This window comes from Rathayibacter sp. VKM Ac-2926 (assembly GCF_022815565.1).
GTDB lineage: Bacteria > Actinomycetota > Actinomycetes > Actinomycetales > Microbacteriaceae > Rathayibacter > Rathayibacter festucae.
The window spans coordinates 471,391-492,144 of the sequence record NZ_JALGRS010000001.1 but is presented as its reverse complement, the minus strand read 5'-3'; the positions used below and the strand labels follow the sequence as shown (position 1 = coordinate 492,144).

Below are 20,754 nucleotides of genomic sequence, written 5' to 3'. Positions count from 1 at the left end.
ACCCTACGTGAGACGTTTCACAGGGGTCAACCGTGTCCCCCGGATCTCGATACGCCCTCTGCGAGGGCTACTCGATCAGCATGAGGCGCGTCACCAGGCGTCGTCGGCCGCGTCGTCGTCCGTGGTGTCCGCGGCGATCATCTCGACGATGGTGTCGACGGTGAGCCAGGGGCCGTTGCTGACCTCGCCGATCTTCTCGCGGTCCTTGAAGACGACGATGCGGTCGCTGAGGCGCACCACCTCCTCCAGCTCGGAGGAGATGTAGACGATGGAGACCCCCTCCTTGGCGAGCTGGGCGATGTGCGCCTGGATCTCGACCTTCGAGGCGACGTCGATGCCGCGGGCCGGCTCGTCGAGCACCAGCAGGCGCGGCCGGGTGGCGAGCCACCGCGCCAGCACGACCTTCTGCTGGTTGCCGCCGGAGAGGTACTTCACCGGCATGTCCGGGTCGGCCGGCGTGATGTTCAGCGCCTCGACGTAGGTGGCGACGAGCGTGTCGGTCTCGGCGGCCGACAGCGGGTGCGCCCAACCGCGCAGCGCCTGCAGCCCGAGCACGAGGTTCTCGCGCAGCGACAGGTCGCCGATGATCCCGTCCTCGCGGCGGTTCTCGCTGGAGTGCGCGATGCGGTTCCGCAGCCCCGACACCGGGTCGACGATGTCCGCGTGCTCGCCGTCGATCAGCACCTCGCCGCTGTCCGGCCGCTCGACGCCGCTGAGCAGCGACGCCAGCTCGGTGCGTCCGGAGCCGCGGAGGCCCGCGAAGCCGACGATCTCGCCGCGGTGCAGCTCGATGTCGGTGGGGGAGACGGCGCCCCGGCGGCCGATGCCGACCGCGCGGTAGATCGCGGGGCCGGTGGGCTGGCGGCGGTGCTCGCGGCGGTCGGAGCCGATCTGCCGGAGCGCGTCGATGTCCTTGCCGATCATCTTCGCGATCAGCTCGGCCCGGTCCATCCGCCCGGCCGGGTACTCGCCCTCGGTGCAGCCGTCGCGGAGCACGGTGATGCGGTCGCTGAGGGTGAGCACCTGCTCGAGGAAGTGCGAGACGAAGACGATGGCGACGCCCTGGCCGCGCAGCCTCCGCAGCACCGTGAAGAGCCGGGCGACGTCGCCGAGGTCGAGGCTCGAGGTCGGCTCGTCGAGGATCAGCACCCGCGGCCGGTCGACCATCGCGCGGCCGATCGCGACCAGCTGCCGGATCGCGGGCGACAGCGAGCGCAGCGGCAGGCGCGGATCGAGGTCCTCGAGACCCAGCTCGGCCAGCATCTCGGCCGCCCGCGCGTGGGTGCGCGACCAGGAGATGCCGAGGCGCCCGCGGATCTCGTGCCCGATCATCACGTTCTCGCCGATGCTGAGGTTGTCGGTCAGCCGCTCGTCCTGGAAGACCGCGGTGATGCCGGCGGCCTTCGCGTCGGCCGGTCCGCTGAAGCGCCGGGCGACGCCGTCGACGACGATCTCACCGGCGTCGGGCTGGTGGATCCCGGTGAGCGTCTTGATCAGCGTGGACTTGCCCGCGCCGTTCTCGCCCATCAGGCCGTGGATCTCGCCCGGCACGAGGCGCAGCCGCGCACCGGCCAGCGCGGGCCCGGAGGAGAAGGAGACGTGGATGCCCGTCATCTCGACGACCGGGTCCGGGCGTGCGGGACCGGGGCGTGCGGGAGTCGTCGTCGACTGAACTGACACGTGCCGTCCTCGGTTCGTGTGCGGGGCGGCGCCGGGGGAGCGTCGCGCCAGGGGTGCCGCCGATGATACGCGAGCGCCGGTCGCGAGCGTCAGCTGCGGGGCGGCGCCGTCGACTCGCGCACCACGAGCTCGGTGGGGATGCGGGTGCGCTGCGGGATCTCCTGGCCGCGGATCCGCGCGTGGATCACCTCGGCGACGGTGGTGCCGAGCTTGTCGAAGTCCTGCCGCACCGTGGTCAGCGGCGGCAGGAAGTGCCGGGCGGTGGGCAGGTCGTCGAAGCCGACGATGCTGACGTCCTGCGGCACGCGGATGCCGCGCTCGACGAGACCGTGGATGACGCCGAGCGCCATCTCGTCGTTCGCGACGACCATCGCGGTGAACTCCGGGACGGACTGCAGGCTGCGGGCGAACTCGTAGCCGGAGTCCGGGGTCCAGTCGCCGATGACGATCGGGCGCTCGCGCATCCCCCACGCCTTCGCCCGGCTGTGGAAGGCGCGCTCGCGGGCGCGGGCGTCGAGCCAGTCGAGCGGGCCGGACATGTGCAGCACGTCGCGGTGGCCGAGCGAGGCGAGGTGGTCGACCGCCTGGCTCATCCCGGCCTGCTGGTCGACCGAGACGGTGAGGAAGTTCGCGTCCTTGTCGGACTTCACGACGAGCGTCGGCACGCCGATCTCGACGGTGCGCAGCGTCGCGACGGAGGAGGAGCGCGGCGCGATCACGCAGAGCGCGTCGATCCCGAGACCGGAGAGGTGCCGGATCGCGTCGACGGGGCTCATGTCCTGGTCGTCGCGCAGCGCGACGGAGGTGACGGAGTAGCCCTTCTCGCGCGCGGCCCGCTCGATGGCGCGGAGGGTGCTGGACGGGCCGAACTCGGCGCCGCTCTCGATCATCACGCCGATGCGGTCGGTGCGCTGGGTGACGAGCGAGCGCGCCGCGATGTTGGGGCGGTAGTCGAGCTCGGAGACGGCCTCGAGGACCTTCTGCCGGGTCGACTCCTTGATGTTCGGGTGCCCGCTGAGCACGCGGGAGACCGTCATGTGCGAGACGCCGGCGACCGCGGCGACATGCCGGAGGTTGGGCCGATCGGCCATGGCGCGGACCTCCTCCGCTCCCCTGAGGGGAGAGCCGGGCACCCTCGGTGCGGCGGGATGACGAGGGCTCGACATCGCGGGTCCGTTCAGCATAGTCAAGCGGACCCGTGGGATCGCTCTCTCGGGAGTCGGCCCGCGTCGTGCAGGACGAACGAGCGGGCGCCCGGCTCCCCGGCGATGGAGCGGACGGTGAGCAGGCCGGCCCCCGCGTCCCAGCGGGTGGCCCAGGCGGGCAGGCTCGCGGGGAAGGCCGTCCGCACCTCGACCGCGCGGCCGAGGAGGCTGGGGAACGCGAGGGTCGTCTCGCCCGCGTCGTCGCCGCGGTCCCAGAGCGAGAGGGAGATCGCGTCCGGTCCGCGCAGCGCGGAGGCGACCCAGCGGTCGGTCCAGCCCGGCAGGCCGAGCGGCCAGAGCGGCACCGACGCGACCAGGTGCGCCCGGAGTTCGCCGGCGGTGCGCACGGCCTCGGCGACGAGCGCGCGCTGCTGCGCCGTCATCCGATCCAGGTGGCCGGTGAGGAGGAGCCGGCCCGCGAGGCCCGTCACCAGCGTGAAGGCGATCGCCTCGTCGCTCATCTCCGGCTGCGGGCAGGCCCAGTTCGCGGCCTGCTCGGGGAGCATCGAGAGCGGGGCCGCCGCGGCGATCGGCGGCGCGAGCAGCGGATCCTCCTGGTCGGAGGTCGACTGCAGCTGCAGCCGGGAGAGCATCGCGGAGTCGGCGCGCATCGCTCCGGAGGCGCAGTTCTCGAGGATCAGCTGCGGGTGGCGGTCGAGCACGCCGTCGATCCAGGCGAGGTGCGCGCGGGAGTGCTCGAGGAGTCCGGCGCCGGCGCTCGTCGCGTCGCGGTCGGTGCCGGGGCCCGGATCGATGTTGTAGTCGAGCTTGACGTAGCCGATGCCGAACTCGCGGACGAGCCGGTCCACGGTCTCGTCGAGGTGCGCACGGGCTGCAGGATGGCGCAGATCGAGGTGGTGGCGGCCGCTCTCCTCCACCCGGATCCCCGAGCGGGAGAGGAACGCCCCGTCGGGCAGGGATCGGGCGAGCGGGCTTCCGGTGCCGATCACCTCGGGCTCGAGCCAGAGCCCGGGCACCATGCCGTGGCCGCGGATCGCGTCGACGACCTCGCCGAGTCCGCCCGGGAAGCGCCGGGTCGACGGCGTCCACTCGCCGACGGTGTCCCACCAGGACTCGGTCTCGGCGTACCAGCCGGCGTCGACGCAGAACACCTCGGCGCCGACCTCGGCCGCCGCGGCGATCAGCGGCAGGAGCTTCGCGGTCGTCGGGTCGCCGCCGAGGGTGTTCAGGTAGTCGTTGAAGACCAGCGCGGGGCGGCGGTCGTCGGGGTGGGCGCGCCGGGCCGACCGCTTCGCCCGGGTGAGGGCCGCGGCGGCGTGCTCGAGGCCGGTGCCGACGGCGACGAGCGCCGGCACCGAGGTGAAGGGCTCGCCGGGCGCGAGGAGCACGGACCACTGGTGGTCGCGGTCCGTGGGGCCGGAGGCGGCGAGGTAGGCGTCGCCGATCTGCTCGCCGGCCTCCCAGCGCCACGGGCCGTTGTGCGCGACCTCGCAGAGCCAGGTGACGTCCTGCCGCCGTGAGCGGAGCGCGGCGAGCGGGAGGGCGCCGCCGGTCGACCAGGTGCCGGTCGCGGTGCGGACGACCGACTCGCGCGGGGGCTGCTCGGTGTGCTCCGGATGGAGGTCGGGCAGGAGTGCGCGCAGCTCGCGCGCCTCCCAGCGGCCCTCGCCCAGCCACTCGCTGCGGCCCTCGAGCAGCTCCCAGTCCGCGGCCGGGTCGGCGGCGGCGCCGACGTCCAGCCGGGTGCCGAGAGGCATCGCCCAGCTGGTGACGGCGGTGAGCAGCACCGGCCCGGTGCCCGCGTTCTCGACGGTCGTGCTCACGCGGAGGGCGGTGCCGAGCGCGTCGATCGTGGTCGTGGCGCGCAGGCCGTCGGCGCTCGCCGAGACGATCCGAAGGACGGTCGCCCCGGCCTCGCCCCCGCCCCCGGCCTCGTGCGAGACGTAGCGGAGGGAGTCGCCGATCGCGGTCTGCACGAGCCGGTCGGTCGAGGTGACGTGGCCCCGGCCGGCGGTGAGGATCCCGACCAGCGGCAGTGCGTGCTCGAAGCGGATCTCGAGCTCGCCGGAGACGAGTCGCGCGAGGCTCACGGGGGCGTCGGGGGAGCGGCGGAACTCGAGCTCGAGCGGCCCGGCGCGCCAGGAGAGGGTCTGCGCTGACATGGGGGATCTCCGATCGCACGAAACGTTCGCCTCGGACTCTAGGCGGGGTGCGCGGGAGGGATCAAGCGCGGAAGCGAAACGTTTCGCCCCAGTGGTGGGAAAGGGCGGGAGAAGGGTTGCTCGGAGGGGTTTGACCTTGCGCAACTGCCGCTGTTACCGTGAACAAATTCTCGCCCCGGCTCTCGGGGCCGCGCTCTCGCGGCCCGACGGGGGCGCCCGCATCACGATCGACGACGGAGTCATCCATGCACCTGACCGCGCCCGCACCGGGCCTGCGCCGCCGGCTGATCGCCGGTCTCCTGATCCTGCTGGCGACGATCGTGGCGCTGCCGCTGGCCGCCGCGAGCCCCGCGGCCGCGATCGGCGAGTCGACCTTCACGAATCCGCTCGAGCCGGACACGGCCGACCCGACGATCGAGTTCCACGACGGGAACTACTACCTGGTCGCCACGACCTGGGACAACCGCGTGGTGATGCGCAAGGCGCCGACGCTCGCGGCGCTCGGCACCGCGACTCCGGTGACCGTCTACTCCGACACGAACCCGGGCCGGAACGCGAACATGTGGGCGCCCGAGCTGCAGCGGCTCGAGGGCCCGAACGGCTGGCGGTGGTACCTGATGTACACGATGGGCACCGCGGGGAACTTCGACGGCCAGCACCTCCAGGTGATCGAGAGCGCGGGCGACGACCCGATGGGCCCGTACAGCTACAAGGGCCGGCCGGTCCCGGTCGACTCCTGGAACATCGACGGCGCCTATCTGCAGCTGAACGGCGAGCTCTTCATGACCTGGTCGGCGTTCCAGCCGGGCAACGGGCTGCAGAGCAACTACATCGCCCGGATGTCGGACCCGTGGACCGCGGTCGGCCCGCTGAACGTGCTGTCCGAGCCGGTCGAGCCGTGGGAGACCATCGGCATGCCGGTCAACGAGGGTCCGATCCCGCTGCAGAAGGACGGCCGCACCTGGATCGTCTACTCGGCGAGCTTCTGCGGCACCGAGGACTACCAGCTCGGCACGCTCGAGTACGACGGCACCGGCGACCCGGTGCTCGCCTCCTCCTGGACCAAGAGCGACGGCCCGGTCTTCTCGAAGGCGAACGGCGAGTACGGCACCGGTCACAACGACTTCTTCGACTCGCCCGACGGCACCGAGACCTGGAACCTGTACCACGCGAACCCCGGCCCGAACGACGGCTGCAGCCGCCAGCGCTCGGCCCGCGCGCACCTCGTCGACTGGACCGCCGAGGGCGAGCCCGACTTCGGCGTCCCGCTCGGCACCGCCGCGCGGATCCCCGTGCCCAGCGGCGAGAACGCGCCGATCACGGCCCGCGTCGAGGGTGCGGCCTGGCAGCTGGTCAGCCGCAGCACCGGCCTCTGCGCCACGGTGTCCTCCGCCCAGAGCGGCGACGGCGCCGGCGTCGTGCAGGGCTCCTGCGCCACGCCCCGCGCGAGCTGGACGCTCGACAGCACCGGCGACGGCTTCGTCCGCGTCGTGAACGCGAGCAGTGGGACGTCGCTCGGGCCGGTCGGCTGCTCGACCGCCTCGGGTGCGTCGCTGCAGCAGTCCGCGTGGCTGACCACCTCCTGCCAGCAGTGGACGGTGGCTCCGGGTTCCGGCGGCTACTCGACGCTGACGAACCGCACCAGCGGCAAGGCGCTCGACGCGGCCTCCGGAGCGATCCGCCAGTCGACGCCGAGTGCCGCCGCCTCTCAGGAGTGGGCGCTGCGCCCGGTCGGCGCGGTCGCCGTCACCTCGCTCGTCACCGGCAAGTCCTTCGACCTGCCGAACTGCTCCACCGCCGACGGCGCGGTGCTGCAGCAGCGGGAGTGGCTCGGCTCGCCGTGCCAGCGCGTGACGTTCACGGCCGCCGCGGACGGCGCCGTCGAGATGCACCCCGTCTCGGCCGCGGCCAAGTGCCTCGCGGTCACCGGAGGCTCCACCGCCGACGGCGCGACCGTCACGCAGGGCGCGTGCGGCGTGACCGGCAGCAGCTGGCGGCTCCGCCCGGGCAACGACGGCACCGTCGAGCTCCGCGCCGTGCACAGCGGCAAGGCGCTCGACCTGTCGAACTGCTCGGACCAGAACGGCACCCGGATCGGCCAGTGGAGCGTGCTGAACAACGACTGCCAGCGCTTCCGCGTCTCGCTCGGTGCGCCGGCCGCGCCGGTCGCGCTGCAGCTCGCCGCCACCTCGTCGGTGCGCTGCGTCGCGGGCAAGCCGGTGCTCACCACGACGGTGAAGAACACGGACGACCTGCCCGCCGACATCACCGTCACCACCGCCTCCGGCACCAAGACCTTCCCGGCGGTCGCCGGCGGGAAGAACGCCACGGCGAGCTTCACGGTGCGCCAGCCGACGCTGGCCGCCGGCTCGGCCTCGGTGACGGGCGCCGGAGTCGACGACGCGGGCCGTGCGGCCACGCAGTCGGCCGCCTACCCCGCCATCACCTGCTGACGCCGGGTCTCGACAAGCCACCCCCCCCCCCCGTGCAAAGGAGCACCATGCCCACCCCCACCCGCCGCGCGCCCTTCCGCGCGGCCCTCGCCGCCCTCGGCCTCGGGGCGGTGCTCGCCGCCGGCCTCGTCGCCCCCACCGCGACGGCCGCCGACGCCGCGGTCCCCACCGCCGGCCTCCTCGCCGACTACCGCTTCAGCCAGACGACCGGCGCGACCGTCCCCAACTCGGCCGGCGGCGCCGTGGGAGCCGCGCGCGTCGTGAACGGGACGGACGCGCTCTGGACCGGCACGTCACTCCGTCTCGCCGGCGGCGCGAAGACCAGCGCGGCCCCCTGGGTCGAGCTGCCCGACGACCTGCTCACGGGCAAGACGTCAGGGACGGTCACGATCGAGACGCGCGCCGACGCCTCGATGCTGTCGACCTTCCACTTCCTCTGGAACATCGGCAGCGACAGCACCTCGCAGTACTGGTTCGCGTCCGTGCGCGACAAGGTGCGCACCGCGATCACGACCACCGGCGGTGGCGGTGAGAACAACGCCCGCGGCGCGTCCGGCATCGCGGCCGACCGCTGGTACAGCCTCAGCTCGGTGATCGACGGCGCCGCCGGCACGATCTCGTTCTACGTCGACGGCACCCGCGTCGCCTCCGCGCCCACCGCGCTGCGGCCCGCCTCGGTGACGGATCAGTCGCTGAACGCCATCGGCCGCGCGCCCTACCCCGACCCCTTCTACAAGGGGGAGGTGTCGACGTTCCGCGTCTACGACCGCGCCCTCACCGGCGAGGAGGTCGCGACGGTGTCGACCGTCGACGCGAAGCTGCACGCCTCGTCGTTCGCGCCGCTCACCGCGGCCGTGCTCGACGGCGTCACCCCGCTGACCATCGACGACTCGACCACGAACCTGCCCGACTACGGTGGCACCGTGACCTGGGCCTCGAACGACCCCACCCTCCGCGTCTCCGCCGACGGCCGCAACCTCGCCGCCGACCGCCCCGCCGCGGGCCAGGCCGCCCGCACGTCGTCGCTGACCGCGACCGCGTCGATCCGCGGCGTCGCGCAGTCCCGTGCCGTCGCCGTCACCGTCGAGCCGCAGGTCGGCGTGGACACCCCCTACGGCTATCTGATGGTGCACTTCGTCGAGGACGCGCAGGGCTACGCCGAGAAGATCTACCTCGACGTCTCCCGCGGCGACGACCCGGAGAAGTGGGACCCGCTGAACGGCGGGAAGCCGATCCTCGCGTCCGACCTCGGCACGACCGGCGTCCGCGACCCGTACCTCACCTACAACCCCGAGACGAAGAAGTACTACATCATCGCCACCGACCTCCGCGTCTTCGGCGGCGACCAGGGCTCGGGCTCGTGCACCACCTGGTGCTACTGGACCACGCAGGGCAGCACGAAGATGAACGTCTGGGAGTCGAGCGACCTCGTCTCCTGGAGCGACCTGCGCCAGTTCGACGTCGCGCTCGACGCGGCCGGCACGAAGCAGCTCGAGGCCGGCATGATGTGGGCGCCCGAGGCGACCTGGGTCGCCGACTACAACGGGGCCGGCAAGGGCGCGTTCGTCGTCTACTGGTCCTCGACCGTGTACCCGAACGCCGCGCACACGCCCGGCACCGGCGCGTCGCGGGTGCTCTGGGGTGCGACCACCGACTTCACCCAGGCCACGTACTCCTACGGCGGCACCTTCATCGACACCGGCGCCGACGTCATCGACACCACGATGATCCAGGACGGCGGCACGACCTACCGCATCTCGAAGGACAACGGCACCGGCCGCGGCATCTACATGGAGTCCACGACCGCGAAGCAGTGGTGGCTCCCGTCCACCGCGTGGACGCAGCTGCAGGACCGCATCGGCGCCGTCTGGGCCGGCGGAAACGCCGGGGGAGTGGAGGGGCCCGCTGTCTTCAAGGACCACGACGCCGATCGCTGGTACCTCTACGTCGACGTCATCCCCTCGACCGGCTACCGGCCGATGGTGACCACCGACCTCGACGCCGGCTGGACCCAGCTGAACGACCCCGGCTTCTCGCTGGCGCCGTCGACCAAGCACGGCGGCATCGTGTCGCTCACCGCCGGTCAGTACGCCGAGGTCCGCGCGGCCGACGCCGCGACCGCCGTGCGCTCCGACCTGGGTGAGGTGGGCTCCGTCGCCGCGCTGCCCGCCCGTGCCGACGTCGTCCTCGCCTACGACCGCGGCACCGCCTCGCAGCCGGTGACCTGGGACACCTCCTCCGTCGGCGCCGCTCCCGGCCGCTACCCGGTCACCGGAGTCGTGCGCACCATCGGCGCGAACGACAACCAGTGGGTCGGAGCGGGCGGATCGACCGAGTACAACGCGCCCGGCCGCGTGCTCTCGAGTTCGACGGCCGTGCGGGTGACCGCGACGGTGGTCGTGGCGGCGTCCACGGCGACGCTCACCGCGTCGACCCGCTGCGTGGCCGGCAAGGTCGTCGTGACCGGAGTCGTGAAGAACGCCGGCACCTCGCCGCTCACCGTCGTGATCCGCTCGGCCTGGGGCACCTCGCCCACGCTGACCGCGGCCCCCGGCGCGAACGCGACCCACGCCTTCACGACGCGCGCCACGTCCGTCGCCGCGGGCACCCTCACCGCGACGGCCGGCGCCGCCACCCTGCAGGCCCCGTACACGGCCCGCACCTGCAACTGACCTGAACACGCTGGTCGAGCAGCGCGCAGCGCGGCCCATGCTGGTCGAGTAGCGCGAAGCGCGGCCCATGCTGGTCGAGTAGCGCGAAGCGCGTATCGAGACCCACCCGCCGGACGATGGTGGATCTCGATACGCCCTCTGCGAGGGCTACTCGATCAGCATGAAGCGGCACCGGCGAGCTGAGCAGGCGTGAGCGACCCATGCTGGTCGAGTAGCGCGAAGCGCTCAACGAACATGCTGGTCGAGTAGCGCGCAGCGCGTATCGAGACCCACCCACCGGGTGGTGGTGGATCTCGATACGCCCGCTTCGCGGGCTACTCGATCAGCATGAGCGGCGCATGCTGGTCGAGGAGCGCGCAGCGCGTCAGGACCGGCGTTCGTCAGAACGGGGGTGGTGAGTCCTCGAAGCGGGGGCCCGGTGGGGCGCCGGCGAGGGCCGGTCGGCGGATCGTGACGAGGCGGCCGGTGGGGGTGGTCCAGACGATGCTGCCGTCTTTGCGGGGGACGTAGGTCCAGCGGTCGCCGTGGCGGACGTGGTGGTGGGACGTGCAGAGGCAGACGAGGTTCTCGAGGGACGTCTCTCCGCCGTTCCTCCATTCGAGAGTGTGGTCGGCCTCCGCCCGGGACGCGGTGCGGGTGCAGCCGGGGAAGCGGCAGGTCTGGTCGCGCAGCTGGAGGTGCAGGCGCATCTGCGGGGGCGGGACTCGGTAGGTGCGGCCGACGGAGACGACCGCGCGGGTATCGGGGTCGGTGAGGACTCGGGTGAACGACGCGCCCGTCTCGACCAGCGCTCGGGCGAGATCGGCCGGAATGAGGCCGTAGCCGTCGAGGTCCGCGGGGGCATCGTCCAGACCGGCAGCAGTCGATGCGGCGAGGGTGAGCCGCACCTCCGCGCGGATTCCGGGCACGTACGACGCGGACAGCTGAGGCCCGTCGCCCGCGGGCGTGGTGCCGGCGATGTCGCCGTCGCGCAGCAGATCCGTGAGCACGTCGGCCTTCAGCTGTGCCGGCGTGCGCTCGTCGCCACCGTCCCCACCCTCGCGGAGATTGCGGGCGATGCGGTCGACACGCTCGGCGATGCCCATCGCGTCCGGCGCGGGCAGCAGCGCGCAGAGCGTCGCCATGCCGTCGACCTCCGGCGAGATCCAGACGGCGCGGTCCTGCCGGGCGCGGACGTGCCGCTGGGCGAGAGGCTCCTCGTGGAGCTCGTCGCGGAGTCGGGCGACGATCCGCCTCAGCTGCGTCGGGGTCACGTCCGGTGCGACCTCGGCGGCGCGCTCGTCGAACCGGGCGCGGGAGCCGGCGGGCAGGGTGGCGGCGGTCGCGCAGACGATCTCGCTCGCGTCCCACAGCAGCCGGCCCTCGGCCAGCAGGGCGCGGGTGCGGGGGAGGTCCTCGATGAGCAGTCGGGCGTGCTCGAGGACCGTCTCCGTGGCCCGCTCGGACAGGCGGAGCTTGACCGCGAACTCGGCGCGGATCGATCGCTCGACAAGGGAGTGCGCCTCGCTGCGGGAGAGCGACTTGCCGCGGGCGAACGCGTCCGGGACGGTGACGGCCGCGCGGTAGGCGAGGTGCAGGGTCTGCGCGCGGGTGAGGAGCAGCTGTGCGGAGGTGCGTCCGATCTCCGCGGCGATGTCGGTCAGCGCGTCGACGGCCGAGAGCGCGCTCGGCTGTCCTGCCGCTACCGGGTCGCTGTGCTCATCCATACGCGTATTGAACCAGGGACCACCGACACCCGAGCGGCCGTCGAGCGGAACCCTCGGACAACTCCGCAAGATCGGGTCTGTGGAGGAGAGCGCTACTCCCGTCGCCACTCCTCGAGGAACTCGGCGGTGGTCTTCGTCTCGAGCTCCAGCTCGATCTGCCCGAGCAGGACGTAGGGGTCGCCGATGTCGGCGGGCGTGCGGATGACCTCGGCGCCGGTGTCGAGGCGGGTGACCACGAGGTCGTGCGTCGTCATCACGCCGCCGCCGAGCAGGGCGTCGATCGTCATCCGGAGCCAGGTCAGCGTCCGGGGTCTCAGCTCGGCCCGCAGGTACTCGGCCGCGACCTCGCGCTCGCCGTCGTCGTCCCGCCCGTCGTCGTCCCGCCCGTCGTCCTCGTTCACGCCGTCACTGTAGCGAGCGCCCCCCCGCGGCTCGGCGTCAGTGGCGCACCTGGAACCAGCGGATCAGCTCGCGCAGCGCCGGCAGCGTCGCGCTCGCGTCGACGTCGGAGTCGATGTCCTCGAAGGTGCTGCGGTAGCCCGGCAGCTCGGTCGTCATCGAGTCGGTGATCGCCTCGTACGCCATCGTCCAGGAGGGGAACAGCCGCTGCGCCGGCGCCTCCTCGAGCAGCACGCGCAGCCCGGCGTGCCGGGGGTCGTCGGCGATGATCGCCATCCGCTCGCGCAGCGTCGCGCTCGGTCCCTCGAGCAGCTGCAGGAACCGCCCGTCGCGGAACAGCAGGATGCCGGTCAGGCCGAGGCGCTCGTTGTTCGCGCGGCACTGCTCGAGCAGTGCGGGCAGGTCCGCCTCCTCGAGGCCGGCGGCGGTGTGGCTCGCGTAGACGATGGAGCGGAGGTCGTCGTCCTGGGACGGGCGAGCAGCGGAGTCGGACATGCCGTCATCCCATCAGGGGCGCGGCGCGACGGCAGCCCCCTGCCCTGATCCGCGCGGCCCTGCTATGCGTCGCGCCAGGAGGCCTCACAGCAGGTCCGCTCCGCCGCTCCTTCGAGCCCGCTCAGCCCGCGCACCGAAACCTCACCGAAAGCTAATTGTTCACGGTAACATCGCGCTCAGTACCGATCTCAACGACGAGAGGCCCCACGAATGACGACGAGACGACGGATCCCGATCGCGACCGCGGCGGTGATGGCGCTGACGGCGGGACTGCTCGCGGTCGGCCCGACCGCGCAGGCCGCACCGGCCACCTCCCTCGACAGCGCGAAGGTGCTCGAGCTGCCCTTCGACGGCAGCATCACTGACACCAGCGGTCGCGGCAACACGGTCGGGATGCAGAAGGGCACCGCCGCCTACGGCACCGGTCTCGCCGGCCAGGCCTTCGAGTTCACCGGTTCCAACGCGGTGTCGCTCGGCACCGACGCCCGGCTCCAGCCCGCCGACCTGACGGTCTCGTTCTGGTACAAGCCCACCGCAGCGATGACCGGCGAGCAGGTCTTCACCTGGAACAAGACCGCCTACAACTCCGACGGCTGGTACCTCACCTCCGAGAGCGACGCGACCCCGCTCGCGCTCTCGATCGGACCCTCGACCGGACAGCCCTACAAGGTCGCGATCGACACCGCCCGCGCCGGCTTCTTCCCGACGAACGAGTGGACCCATGTCGTCGCCACCTACGACAGGGCGACCAAGCAGGTCGCGTTCTACCGCAACGGCGTCAAGCAGCCCACCGTCACCAAGTCCGAGGCGACCGGAGCGGCCACCGGCGTGCTCGGCTCCGAGGGCACCTCGACCAAGACCCTCGGCTTCAACGGCCCGCAGTACAACGGTGCGCACCTGCGCGGACTCCTGGACGACTACGTCCTCTACGGCAAGGTCGCCACGACCACCGACGTCGTCGCGCTGACCAAGGCGCACAACGCGTCCTTCGACCCGGCCGCCGTCGCGAAGGCCGACCTCGACGCCGTCACCCTGCCCGCGAGCACGAGCACCGGCTTCTCCGTGCCGACCCGCGGCGCGAAGGGCTCCGACCTCAGCTGGACCTCCTCCGACGAGTCCGCGATCGCGATCTCCGGCGGCACCGCCACGGTCACCCCGCCCACCGGCGCCGCGACGACCGTCACCCTCACCGGCTCCTCGACCTACGGCGGCAGCACGGCCGTCACCCGCACCTTCGCGATCCAGGTGCAGCCGAAGGGCGTGAAGAGCTCGAGCTACCTGCAGGAGGCCGGCCTCTCGGACGTCACCGTCCAGGACCCGTACCTCGACAATGGCGAGCAGCAGACCGTCGAGTACCTGCTCAGCCTCGACCCCGAGATGTTCCTGCACTCCTTCTACACGCAGGCCGGTCTCACCCCGACCACGGCCGGCGGCTACGGCGGCTGGGAGCGCGAGAGCGGCACCCGGTTCCAGGGCCACTTCTTCGGCCACTACATCTCCGGCCTCTCCCAGGCCTACGCGAGCGAGCAGGACGCGACCACGAAGGCCGCGCTGCTCGCGAAGCTGACCGCCTCCGTCGACGGCCTGAAGAAGGTCCAGGACGCCTACGCGCTCAAGGACCCGGCCAACGCCGGCTACGTCTCGCCGTTCCCGGTGAGCTACCTGCCCTCCGGCGCCGACGGTCTGCTCGTGCCGTTCTACAACCTGCACAAGGTGCTCGCGGGCCTGCTCGACGCGCACCAGTACGCGCCCAGCGCCGTGTCGGCGGAGGCGCTCGTCGTCGCCGACGGCTTCGGCTCCTGGATCACGAACTGGGCCGGCCGCCAGGCGGACCCGGGTCAGCTGCTCAACACCGAGTACGGCGGGATGAACGAGGCGCTCTACCGCCTCTACGAGACCACGCAGAAGCCGGCGCACAAGCGCGCGGCCGAGTACTTCGACGAGACCGCGCTCTTCCGGAAGCTCGCGAACAACGAGGACGTCCTCAACGGCCTGCACGCGAACACGACGATTCCCAAGCTGATCGGCGCGCTCAAGCGCTACACCCTCTTCACCGACGACCCCGCGCTGTACGCGACGCTGACCGCCACCGAGAAGGCGGACCTCGACATGTACCGCCGCGCCGCCGAGAACTTCTGGCGGATGGTGGACGAGAGCCACAGCTACGCGAACGGCGGCAACAGCCAGTCCGAGCACTTCCACGGCGCGGACACCCTCTACCAGTACGCGACCAACGGGCAGACGACCGGCTACGGGGAGAACTCCACCTCCGAGGGCTGCAACATCTACAACATGCTCAAGCTCACCCGGGCGCTGTTCCAGGTGACGAAGGACGTGAAGTACGCCGACTTCTACGAGAACGCGTTCATCAACGGCGTGCTCTCGGTGCAGAACCCGGAGACGGGCATGGTCACCTACTTCCAGCCGCAGACCGCGGGCTACGCGAAGGTGTTCGGCGAGGAGCACGACGAGTTCTGGTGCGACCACGGCACCGGCGTCGAGAGCTTCACCAAGCTCGGCGACTCGATCTACTTCGAGGGGCCGAAGACGGTCTACGTGAACCAGTTCCGCTCGTCGGTGCTGACCTCGGGCGGCAGCAATCTGAAGGTGACGCAGACGGCGGACGTCCCGAACACCGACACCGCGCGCTTCACGATCGCGGCGCTCGGAGCGGGAGCGGTCGCCGAGGGCACCACGCTGCGCCTGCGCATCCCGGCCTGGGTCGACGGAGCGCCGACGCTCACCGTGAACGGCGCCGTCCGCGACGTCGCCGCGCTGACCGAGGGCGGCTACGCGGTCGTCCCGGTGGCGGCGGGCGACACCCTCACCTGGAAGCTGCCGGCCGCGGTCGCCGCAGTGGCGAACACCGAGAACGCGAACTGGACGGCCTTCACCTACGGGCCCGTCCTGCTCGCGACCGAGCTGAACCGGAACAACGTCGACGCCTCCTACCCCGCGGGCGTGCTCGTGCAGATGAGCGTCGCCGACAAGACGGTGAACTCGAACGTGGTCGTCGCGAACGCGGCCGCGTGGAAGTCCTCGGTGAAGCAGAACCTGCTCCGCCTCCCGAACGGCGCGAACGGCAACGGGACGACGACGATGCGCTTCGGCATGACGAACGTCGACGCCGCCTCCGAGGCCCGGATCTTCCAGCCGTACTACAGCCTCTACAACGCGCGCTACGCGACCTACATGACGCTCATCGCCCCCGACTCCGCGGAGGCCCAGGCGCTGATCCTCAAGGAGAAGCAGCAGCTGCGGGTGGAGGAGACGACGATCGACTCGCTCACCTCGTTCGACAACAACAACTCGGAGGCCGACAAGAACTACAAGTACAACCGCTCGGCGGTCGGGACCTGGCGCGGCGAGGGCTACCGCGACGGCGAGCGGTCGGCGGACGCGTACTTCCAGTACGACATGATCGTCGACCCCACGCTGCCGAAGAACTACCTCGGCGTCCGCTACTACGGCGGCGACGCGGGGCGCACCTTCGACGTCTACCTCAACGACGTGAAGCTCAAGACCGAGGTGGTCTCGGGTGCCGCGGGCGCGCTGAACTGGTACGTGCAGTACGACGAGATCCCTCGGGCGGTGCTCGACGGGATCGCGGCGAAGGACAGCTACAAGCGGAACCAGGCCGGCGCGTACGTCCTCGACGCCCAGGGGAACAAGGTCCCCAAGGTGACCGTGCGCTTCCAGGGCACCGGCACCGCGAGCAACGTCGGCGGCGTCTTCGGCGTCTACACGACGGAGTCGACCGGGTTCGCGACGAACGCGGAGCTGGCGAAGCTGACCTCGTCCGTCGGGACGTTCTCGCCGGCGCTCGCCGCCGGAGTGCGCGACCTCACGCTGACCGTGCCGGTCTCGACGACGAGCGTCGCGCTCGACCTCGACCCGGCCGTGGCCAGCGGACTGGTGAAGGTCGACGGCGTGCTGATCGACGACACCGTCGCCCGGACCGTGACCCTCGCGGCCTCGGGGACCACGGACGTCGTGATCACCTCCTCCGCGCAGGACCACACGACGCTCGCGACCTACCGGCTCGCGATCGTTCGGGCCGCTCCCGCCGCGGTGATCGACCTGACGGTCTCGGCCACGACGCGCTGCGTCGCCGGCAAGGTCGTCCTGACGACGACGGCCCGCAACGACTCGAAGGCCGCCGCGTCGATCTCGATCGCGACGCCCTACGCCACGAAGTCCTACCCGGGCATCGCGGCGGGCAAGAGCGCGACGCAGGCCGACACGACCCGCGCCGTCTCGATCCCGGCCGGCACCGCGACCGTCACCGCGACGGCCACGATCGACGGCACGGCGGTGACGACGACGAAGGCGGCCCCCTACTCCGCCCGCACCTGCGGCTGACCCCGCCCACCGACAGCGGCCGCCCGGGGACCCTTCCGGGCGGCCGCTCCGTCCTTCCTCCCTCCGCGAGATGCCACTTATGAGCAGTTTTCACGGCGTGTCGCGCTCATAAGTGGCATCTCGCGGCGGGGATCGGGGCGGGGGGAGGCGCCGGGCGTTATCTATTCGTTACACTTCTCGACCAAACCGGCACCACACTGCGAACGGGCAGGTCAAGGGCGGAGCATGACTCCCATGGAACAGACAGGGAAGAACCCGCGCGTGCCGAAGCTGCGGTTCATCGCGCTCTCGGCCGTGGCCGGCATCGTCGTCGCGGGCGTGCTGCTCGCGATCGCCGAGCTCGTCGCGCTCGTCGTCGCGAAGAACGCCAGCCCGGTGCTCGCACTCGGCGCGTTCGTGGTCGACATCGTGCCGCGCCCGCTCAAGGAGTTCGCGATCGAGACCTTCGGCGCGAACGACAAGATCTTCCTGCTGGCGAGCATCGGCGTCGCCGTGCTGGTCGCCGCCGCCCTCGCCGGCGTGCTGCAGCTGATCCGCCCGCCGCTCGGCCAGATCCTGCTCGTGATCGCCGGCGGCCTCTCGATCGCCGCGATCGTCACCCGCACCGGCGCGACCCCGCTCTCCGCGGTGCCCACCCTGGTCGGCCTCGTCGTCGCGATGATCGTCATGCACTTGACCGTCTCGCGCCTCCGCCGCTGGCGCGCCGCGTCCGCCGCCGAGAAGACCGGGGCGGCCCCCGCCGCCCGCCCGGTCGGCATCGAGCGCCGCGGCTTCTTCCGCGTCACCCTGATCGCCGCCGTCGGCGCCGCCGTGATCGGCGCCGGTGCCCGCGCCGTCAACGCCGCCACCTCCTCGCTCGCCAGCGTGCGCGACGCCCTGCGCCTGCCCAGCCCGCGCAGCACCGTCTCGGTACCGGCCGGCGCCGACCTCGGGATCGACGGACTCACTCCGCTCTACACGCCCAACGCCGACTTCTACCGCGTCGACACCGCGCTGACCGTGCCCTCGATCGACCCCTCCACCTGGTCGCTGAAGATCTCCGGGATGGTCGATCAGGAGATCACGATGTCGCTGCAGGACATCTTCGACATGGGCCTGGACGAGTACGGCATCACCATGACCTGCGTCTCGTACCAGGTCGGCGGCGACCTCGTCGGCAACGCCAAGTGGCTCGGCGTCCCGCTCCGCGACGTGCTGAAGAAGGCCGGCGTCCAGAGCGGCGCGGACATGCTGCTCTCGACGAGCGTCGACGGCTACACCGCCAGCACCCCGCTCTCCGCGGTCACCGACGAGAACCTCGACGCGATCCTCGCCGTCGGGATGAACGGCGAGGCGCTGCCCTTCGAGCACGGCTTCCCGGTGCGGATGGTGATCCCCGGCCTCTACGGCTACGTCTCCGCCACCAAGTGGCTGACCGAGCTGAAGGTCACCACCTTCGCCGCCGACGAGGCCTACTGGACCCCGCGCGGCTACGACGCCGAGGCCCCGATCAAGATGTCCTCGCGGATCGATACCCCGCGCATCGACGCCGCGATCCCCGCCGGCGCGACCAAGATCGCCGGCGTCGCCTGGGCGCAGACCACCGGCATCGCCAAGGTCGAGGTCAGCATCGACGACGGCGACTGGCAGGAGGCCACGCTGTCGACCCCGGTCAACCTCGACACCTGGGTGCAGTGGTACATCGACTGGGATGCCGCGAGCGGCGCCCACTACGTCGCCGTCCGCGCGACCGACGCCAACGGCATGCTCCAGATCGAGGACCGCGCGGGCGTCGCCCCCAACGGCTCCTCCGGCTGGCAGCGCACCCTCGTCCGCGTCAGCTGACGCCTCGAGGCGTCTGGGCGACCCAGGTGCCTGCGGTGGGCGGATCTCGATACGCGCTCTGCGAGCGCTACTCGATCAGCATGAATCGGGGCCGACCCGCAGCACGGCGGGCCCCACCCCATGCTGGTCGAGTAGCCGCGAAGCGGCGTATCGAGACCCGCCGGCTCAGGGGCGGAAGGTGGCCGCGTGGTGCTCGGGGGCGAGGTGCGGGCCGGTGCCGAGCATGCGCTCGCGGAAGGTGGCGCCGGTGGGCTCGGGGTCGAGGCGGCCTCGGCGCCGCAGCTCGGGCTGCACGAGTTCGATGAAGTCGCGCATCGAGGCGAGGCCGAAGACGGCCTCGAGCATGATGCCGTCGAGGTCGGTCTCGTCCATCATCCGCTCGAGCTCGTCGGCGACCTCGACGGGGTCGCCGGTGATCGCGAAGCCGCGGGTGCCCTTGCCCTTCAGCTCGTCGAGGATCTCGCGCACCGTCGGCGCCGTGCCGTCCGGGCGGGTGAGGAAGCGCTCGATGTTGCTGGTGCCCATCTGCCCGGCCTGGTCGTCGAGGACCAGCTGCTCGGCGAGCGTGCGGTCGAGGTCGTAGGCCAGCAGATCGACGCCCGTGTTGCCGGCGTAGTAGTGCGCGGCCAGCTCGTCGGTCTGCAGCGCGTCGAACTCGGCGCGCAGCTGCGCCGCCTCCGCCGAGGTCGGTGCGACGACGATCGTGACGCCGACCATGACCTTCACCGATTGCGGGTCGCGGCCGTTCTCCGCGGCCCGGCGGCGGATGTCCACGATGTCCGCCTTGACCTTGCCGTAGGTCGAGCCCTGCACGAACACGCACTCGGCGTTCTTCGCGGCGAAGGCGCGGCCCACCGGCGAGGTCCCGGCCTGGAAGAGCAGGGGCGAGCGCTGCGGCGACGGCGGCAGCGTGTGGTAGCCGTGCGAGCGGTAGAACTCGCCCTCGTAGGCGACCGGGCGGATCTTCTCGGGATCGGCGAAGACGTTGCGCTCGTGGTCGAGCACGATGACGTCGTCGTCGTTGCCGCCCTCCCAGAAGGAGAAGGCGACGTCGACGTACTCCTGCGCGGCGCGGTAGCGCTCGTCGTGCGGGACCATCGCGGACTGGCCGAGCATCGCGGCCATCGTGTTCTGCGAGGCGCCGGTGACGATGTTCCAGCCGATGCGGCCGCGGGTGACGTGGTCGAGGGTGGAGAACTTGCGCACCGCGTGCAGCGGGTGGTCGGCGCCGGTGGTGCTGGTGACCACGAAGTTCAGCCGCTCGGTGCCGACCGCCAGCGCGGGGATGAGGTACGCGCCGTCGAGCGCGAAGGTCATGCCGGCCTCGACGAGGACGTCGGAGAGCTCGCCGCGGCGGGAGGAGTAGCCGAAGGAGCCGCCCGCGAAGAAGAGGAAGTCGAAGCCGGCGTCGTCGAGGAGGCGCGCCATCCGCTGCCAGTAGTCGATGTCGCGGAAGTCGCCGTCGCGGCTGCGCGGGTGCGACCAGCTGATGGTGCCGCCGACGTGCGGGGTGCCCGCTTCGAAGACTCCGAGGACGATCCGCTTCTGCATGCTCTCCCGCGTTCCGGCCGGCGTCCGCCGGCACTGCTCCGGGAACCCTAGCGAGCGCGCGTTTCGGGGCTGTTGCGGGGGAGTGCGTGGGGTGGGTGGGTGGGTCTCGATACGCCCGCTGCGCGGGCTACTCGACCAGCATGGGTGCGGGGTGCGCGGCCAGCAGGGAGGGCCGCGGCGCGGGTTGCGCGGCCGGCATGTTGTGCGGGTTGCCGCTTAAGTCCTGCACAACATCAGCTGAGACGGGGGTCCCTCCGCTGACAGGGGAGGCCCTGTGCTCTCAG

At 71.8% G+C, this 20,754-nt stretch carries 11 protein-coding genes; 4 read left to right on the top strand and 7 right to left on the bottom strand.

Features of this window, described 5'->3' with window-relative positions; all coding sequences use genetic code 11:
* Positions 1 to 90: 90 nt before the first annotated feature.
* The 3 genes from MT351_RS02290 to MT351_RS02280 form a co-directional block, all read right to left on the bottom strand.
* Positions 91 to 1,614: a sugar ABC transporter ATP-binding protein gene (locus tag MT351_RS02290; RefSeq protein ID WP_123734654.1), complete on the bottom strand. Its 1,524-nt coding sequence runs from the start codon at positions 1,612 to 1,614 to the stop codon at positions 91 to 93.
* Positions 1,615 to 1,769: 155 nt separating this feature from the next.
* Positions 1,770 to 2,771, bottom strand: coding sequence for a LacI family DNA-binding transcriptional regulator (locus tag MT351_RS02285; RefSeq protein WP_165908983.1), 1,002 nt, complete (start codon positions 2,769 to 2,771; stop codon positions 1,770 to 1,772).
* Positions 2,772 to 2,866: 95 nt separating this feature from the next.
* A complete protein-coding gene (locus MT351_RS02280) occupies positions 2,867 to 5,008 on the bottom strand; it encodes a glycoside hydrolase family 36 protein (RefSeq protein WP_123734655.1) in 2,142 nt (713 codons plus the stop codon).
* A 245-nt stretch (positions 5,009 to 5,253) separates the two neighbouring features.
* On the opposite strand from MT351_RS02280, the gene MT351_RS02275 reads away from it, so the two are divergent.
* Together MT351_RS02275 and MT351_RS02270 are read left to right on the top strand one after the other, a co-directional pair.
* Entirely contained in the window at positions 5,254 to 7,461 is a 2,208-nt protein-coding gene (locus MT351_RS02275) for an RICIN domain-containing protein (RefSeq protein WP_207905688.1), read from the top strand.
* A 47-nt stretch (positions 7,462 to 7,508) separates the two neighbouring features.
* Positions 7,509 to 10,133 carry a LamG-like jellyroll fold domain-containing protein gene (locus MT351_RS02270; protein ID WP_123734656.1) on the top strand — a complete coding sequence of 875 codons (2,625 nt, stop codon included), beginning with the start codon at positions 7,509 to 7,511 and terminating at the stop codon, positions 10,131 to 10,133.
* A gap of 380 nt (positions 10,134 to 10,513) precedes the next feature.
* Here the strand turns inward: MT351_RS02270 and MT351_RS02265 are convergent, their stop codons facing one another.
* The 3 genes from MT351_RS02265 to MT351_RS02255 form a co-directional block, all read right to left on the bottom strand.
* Positions 10,514 to 11,839, bottom strand: a complete 1,326-nt coding sequence (locus MT351_RS02265) for an HNH endonuclease signature motif containing protein (RefSeq protein WP_243581117.1) — start codon at positions 11,837 to 11,839, stop codon at positions 10,514 to 10,516.
* Positions 11,840 to 11,931: 92 nt separating this feature from the next.
* A complete protein-coding gene (locus MT351_RS02260; protein ID WP_123734658.1) occupies positions 11,932 to 12,240 on the bottom strand; it encodes a hypothetical protein in 309 nt (102 codons plus the stop codon).
* A 37-nt stretch (positions 12,241 to 12,277) separates the two neighbouring features.
* The gene (locus tag MT351_RS02255; protein WP_243581116.1) at positions 12,278 to 12,733 is read right to left on the bottom strand and encodes a BLUF domain-containing protein; all 456 of its coding nucleotides are present in this window, start codon (positions 12,731 to 12,733) and stop codon (positions 12,278 to 12,280) included.
* Between the two features lie 210 nt (positions 12,734 to 12,943).
* Between MT351_RS02255 and MT351_RS02250 the strand changes: the two genes are divergently transcribed.
* A complete protein-coding gene (locus MT351_RS02250) occupies positions 12,944 to 17,095 on the top strand; it encodes a beta-L-arabinofuranosidase domain-containing protein (RefSeq protein ID WP_132435220.1) in 4,152 nt (1,383 codons plus the stop codon).
* A 234-nt stretch (positions 17,096 to 17,329) separates the two neighbouring features.
* Positions 17,330 to 18,919, top strand: a complete 1,590-nt coding sequence (locus MT351_RS02245; RefSeq protein WP_132435218.1) for a molybdopterin-dependent oxidoreductase — start codon at positions 17,330 to 17,332, stop codon at positions 18,917 to 18,919.
* 165 nt (positions 18,920 to 19,084) lie between these two features.
* On the opposite strand, the gene MT351_RS02240 is transcribed toward MT351_RS02245, so the two are convergent.
* Entirely contained in the window at positions 19,085 to 20,470 is a 1,386-nt protein-coding gene (locus tag MT351_RS02240; protein WP_132435216.1) for an NtaA/DmoA family FMN-dependent monooxygenase, read from the bottom strand.
* Between the last annotated feature and the right edge of the window lie 284 nt (positions 20,471 to 20,754).

Excerpts from the sequence above, each read along its gene's own strand:
- MT351_RS02290 (WP_123734654.1), bottom strand. The coding sequence starts at position 1,614 with ATGACGGGCATCCACGTCTCCTTCTCCTCCGGGCCCGCGCTGGCCGGT.
- MT351_RS02285 (WP_165908983.1), bottom strand. The coding sequence starts at position 2,771 with ATGGCCGATCGGCCCAACCTCCGGCATGTCGCCGCGGTCGCCGGCGTC.
- MT351_RS02280 (WP_123734655.1), bottom strand. The coding sequence starts at position 5,008 with ATGTCAGCGCAGACCCTCTCCTGGCGCGCCGGGCCGCTCGAGCTCGAG.
- MT351_RS02275 (WP_207905688.1), top strand. The coding sequence starts at position 5,254 with ATGCACCTGACCGCGCCCGCACCGGGCCTGCGCCGCCGGCTGATCGCC.
- MT351_RS02270 (WP_123734656.1), top strand. The coding sequence starts at position 7,509 with ATGCCCACCCCCACCCGCCGCGCGCCCTTCCGCGCGGCCCTCGCCGCC.
- MT351_RS02265 (WP_243581117.1), bottom strand. The coding sequence starts at position 11,839 with ATGGATGAGCACAGCGACCCGGTAGCGGCAGGACAGCCGAGCGCGCTC.
- MT351_RS02255 (WP_243581116.1), bottom strand. The coding sequence starts at position 12,733 with ATGTCCGACTCCGCTGCTCGCCCGTCCCAGGACGACGACCTCCGCTCC.
- MT351_RS02250 (WP_132435220.1), top strand. The coding sequence starts at position 12,944 with ATGACGACGAGACGACGGATCCCGATCGCGACCGCGGCGGTGATGGCG.
- MT351_RS02245 (WP_132435218.1), top strand. The coding sequence starts at position 17,330 with ATGGAACAGACAGGGAAGAACCCGCGCGTGCCGAAGCTGCGGTTCATC.
- MT351_RS02240 (WP_132435216.1), bottom strand. The coding sequence starts at position 20,470 with ATGCAGAAGCGGATCGTCCTCGGAGTCTTCGAAGCGGGCACCCCGCAC.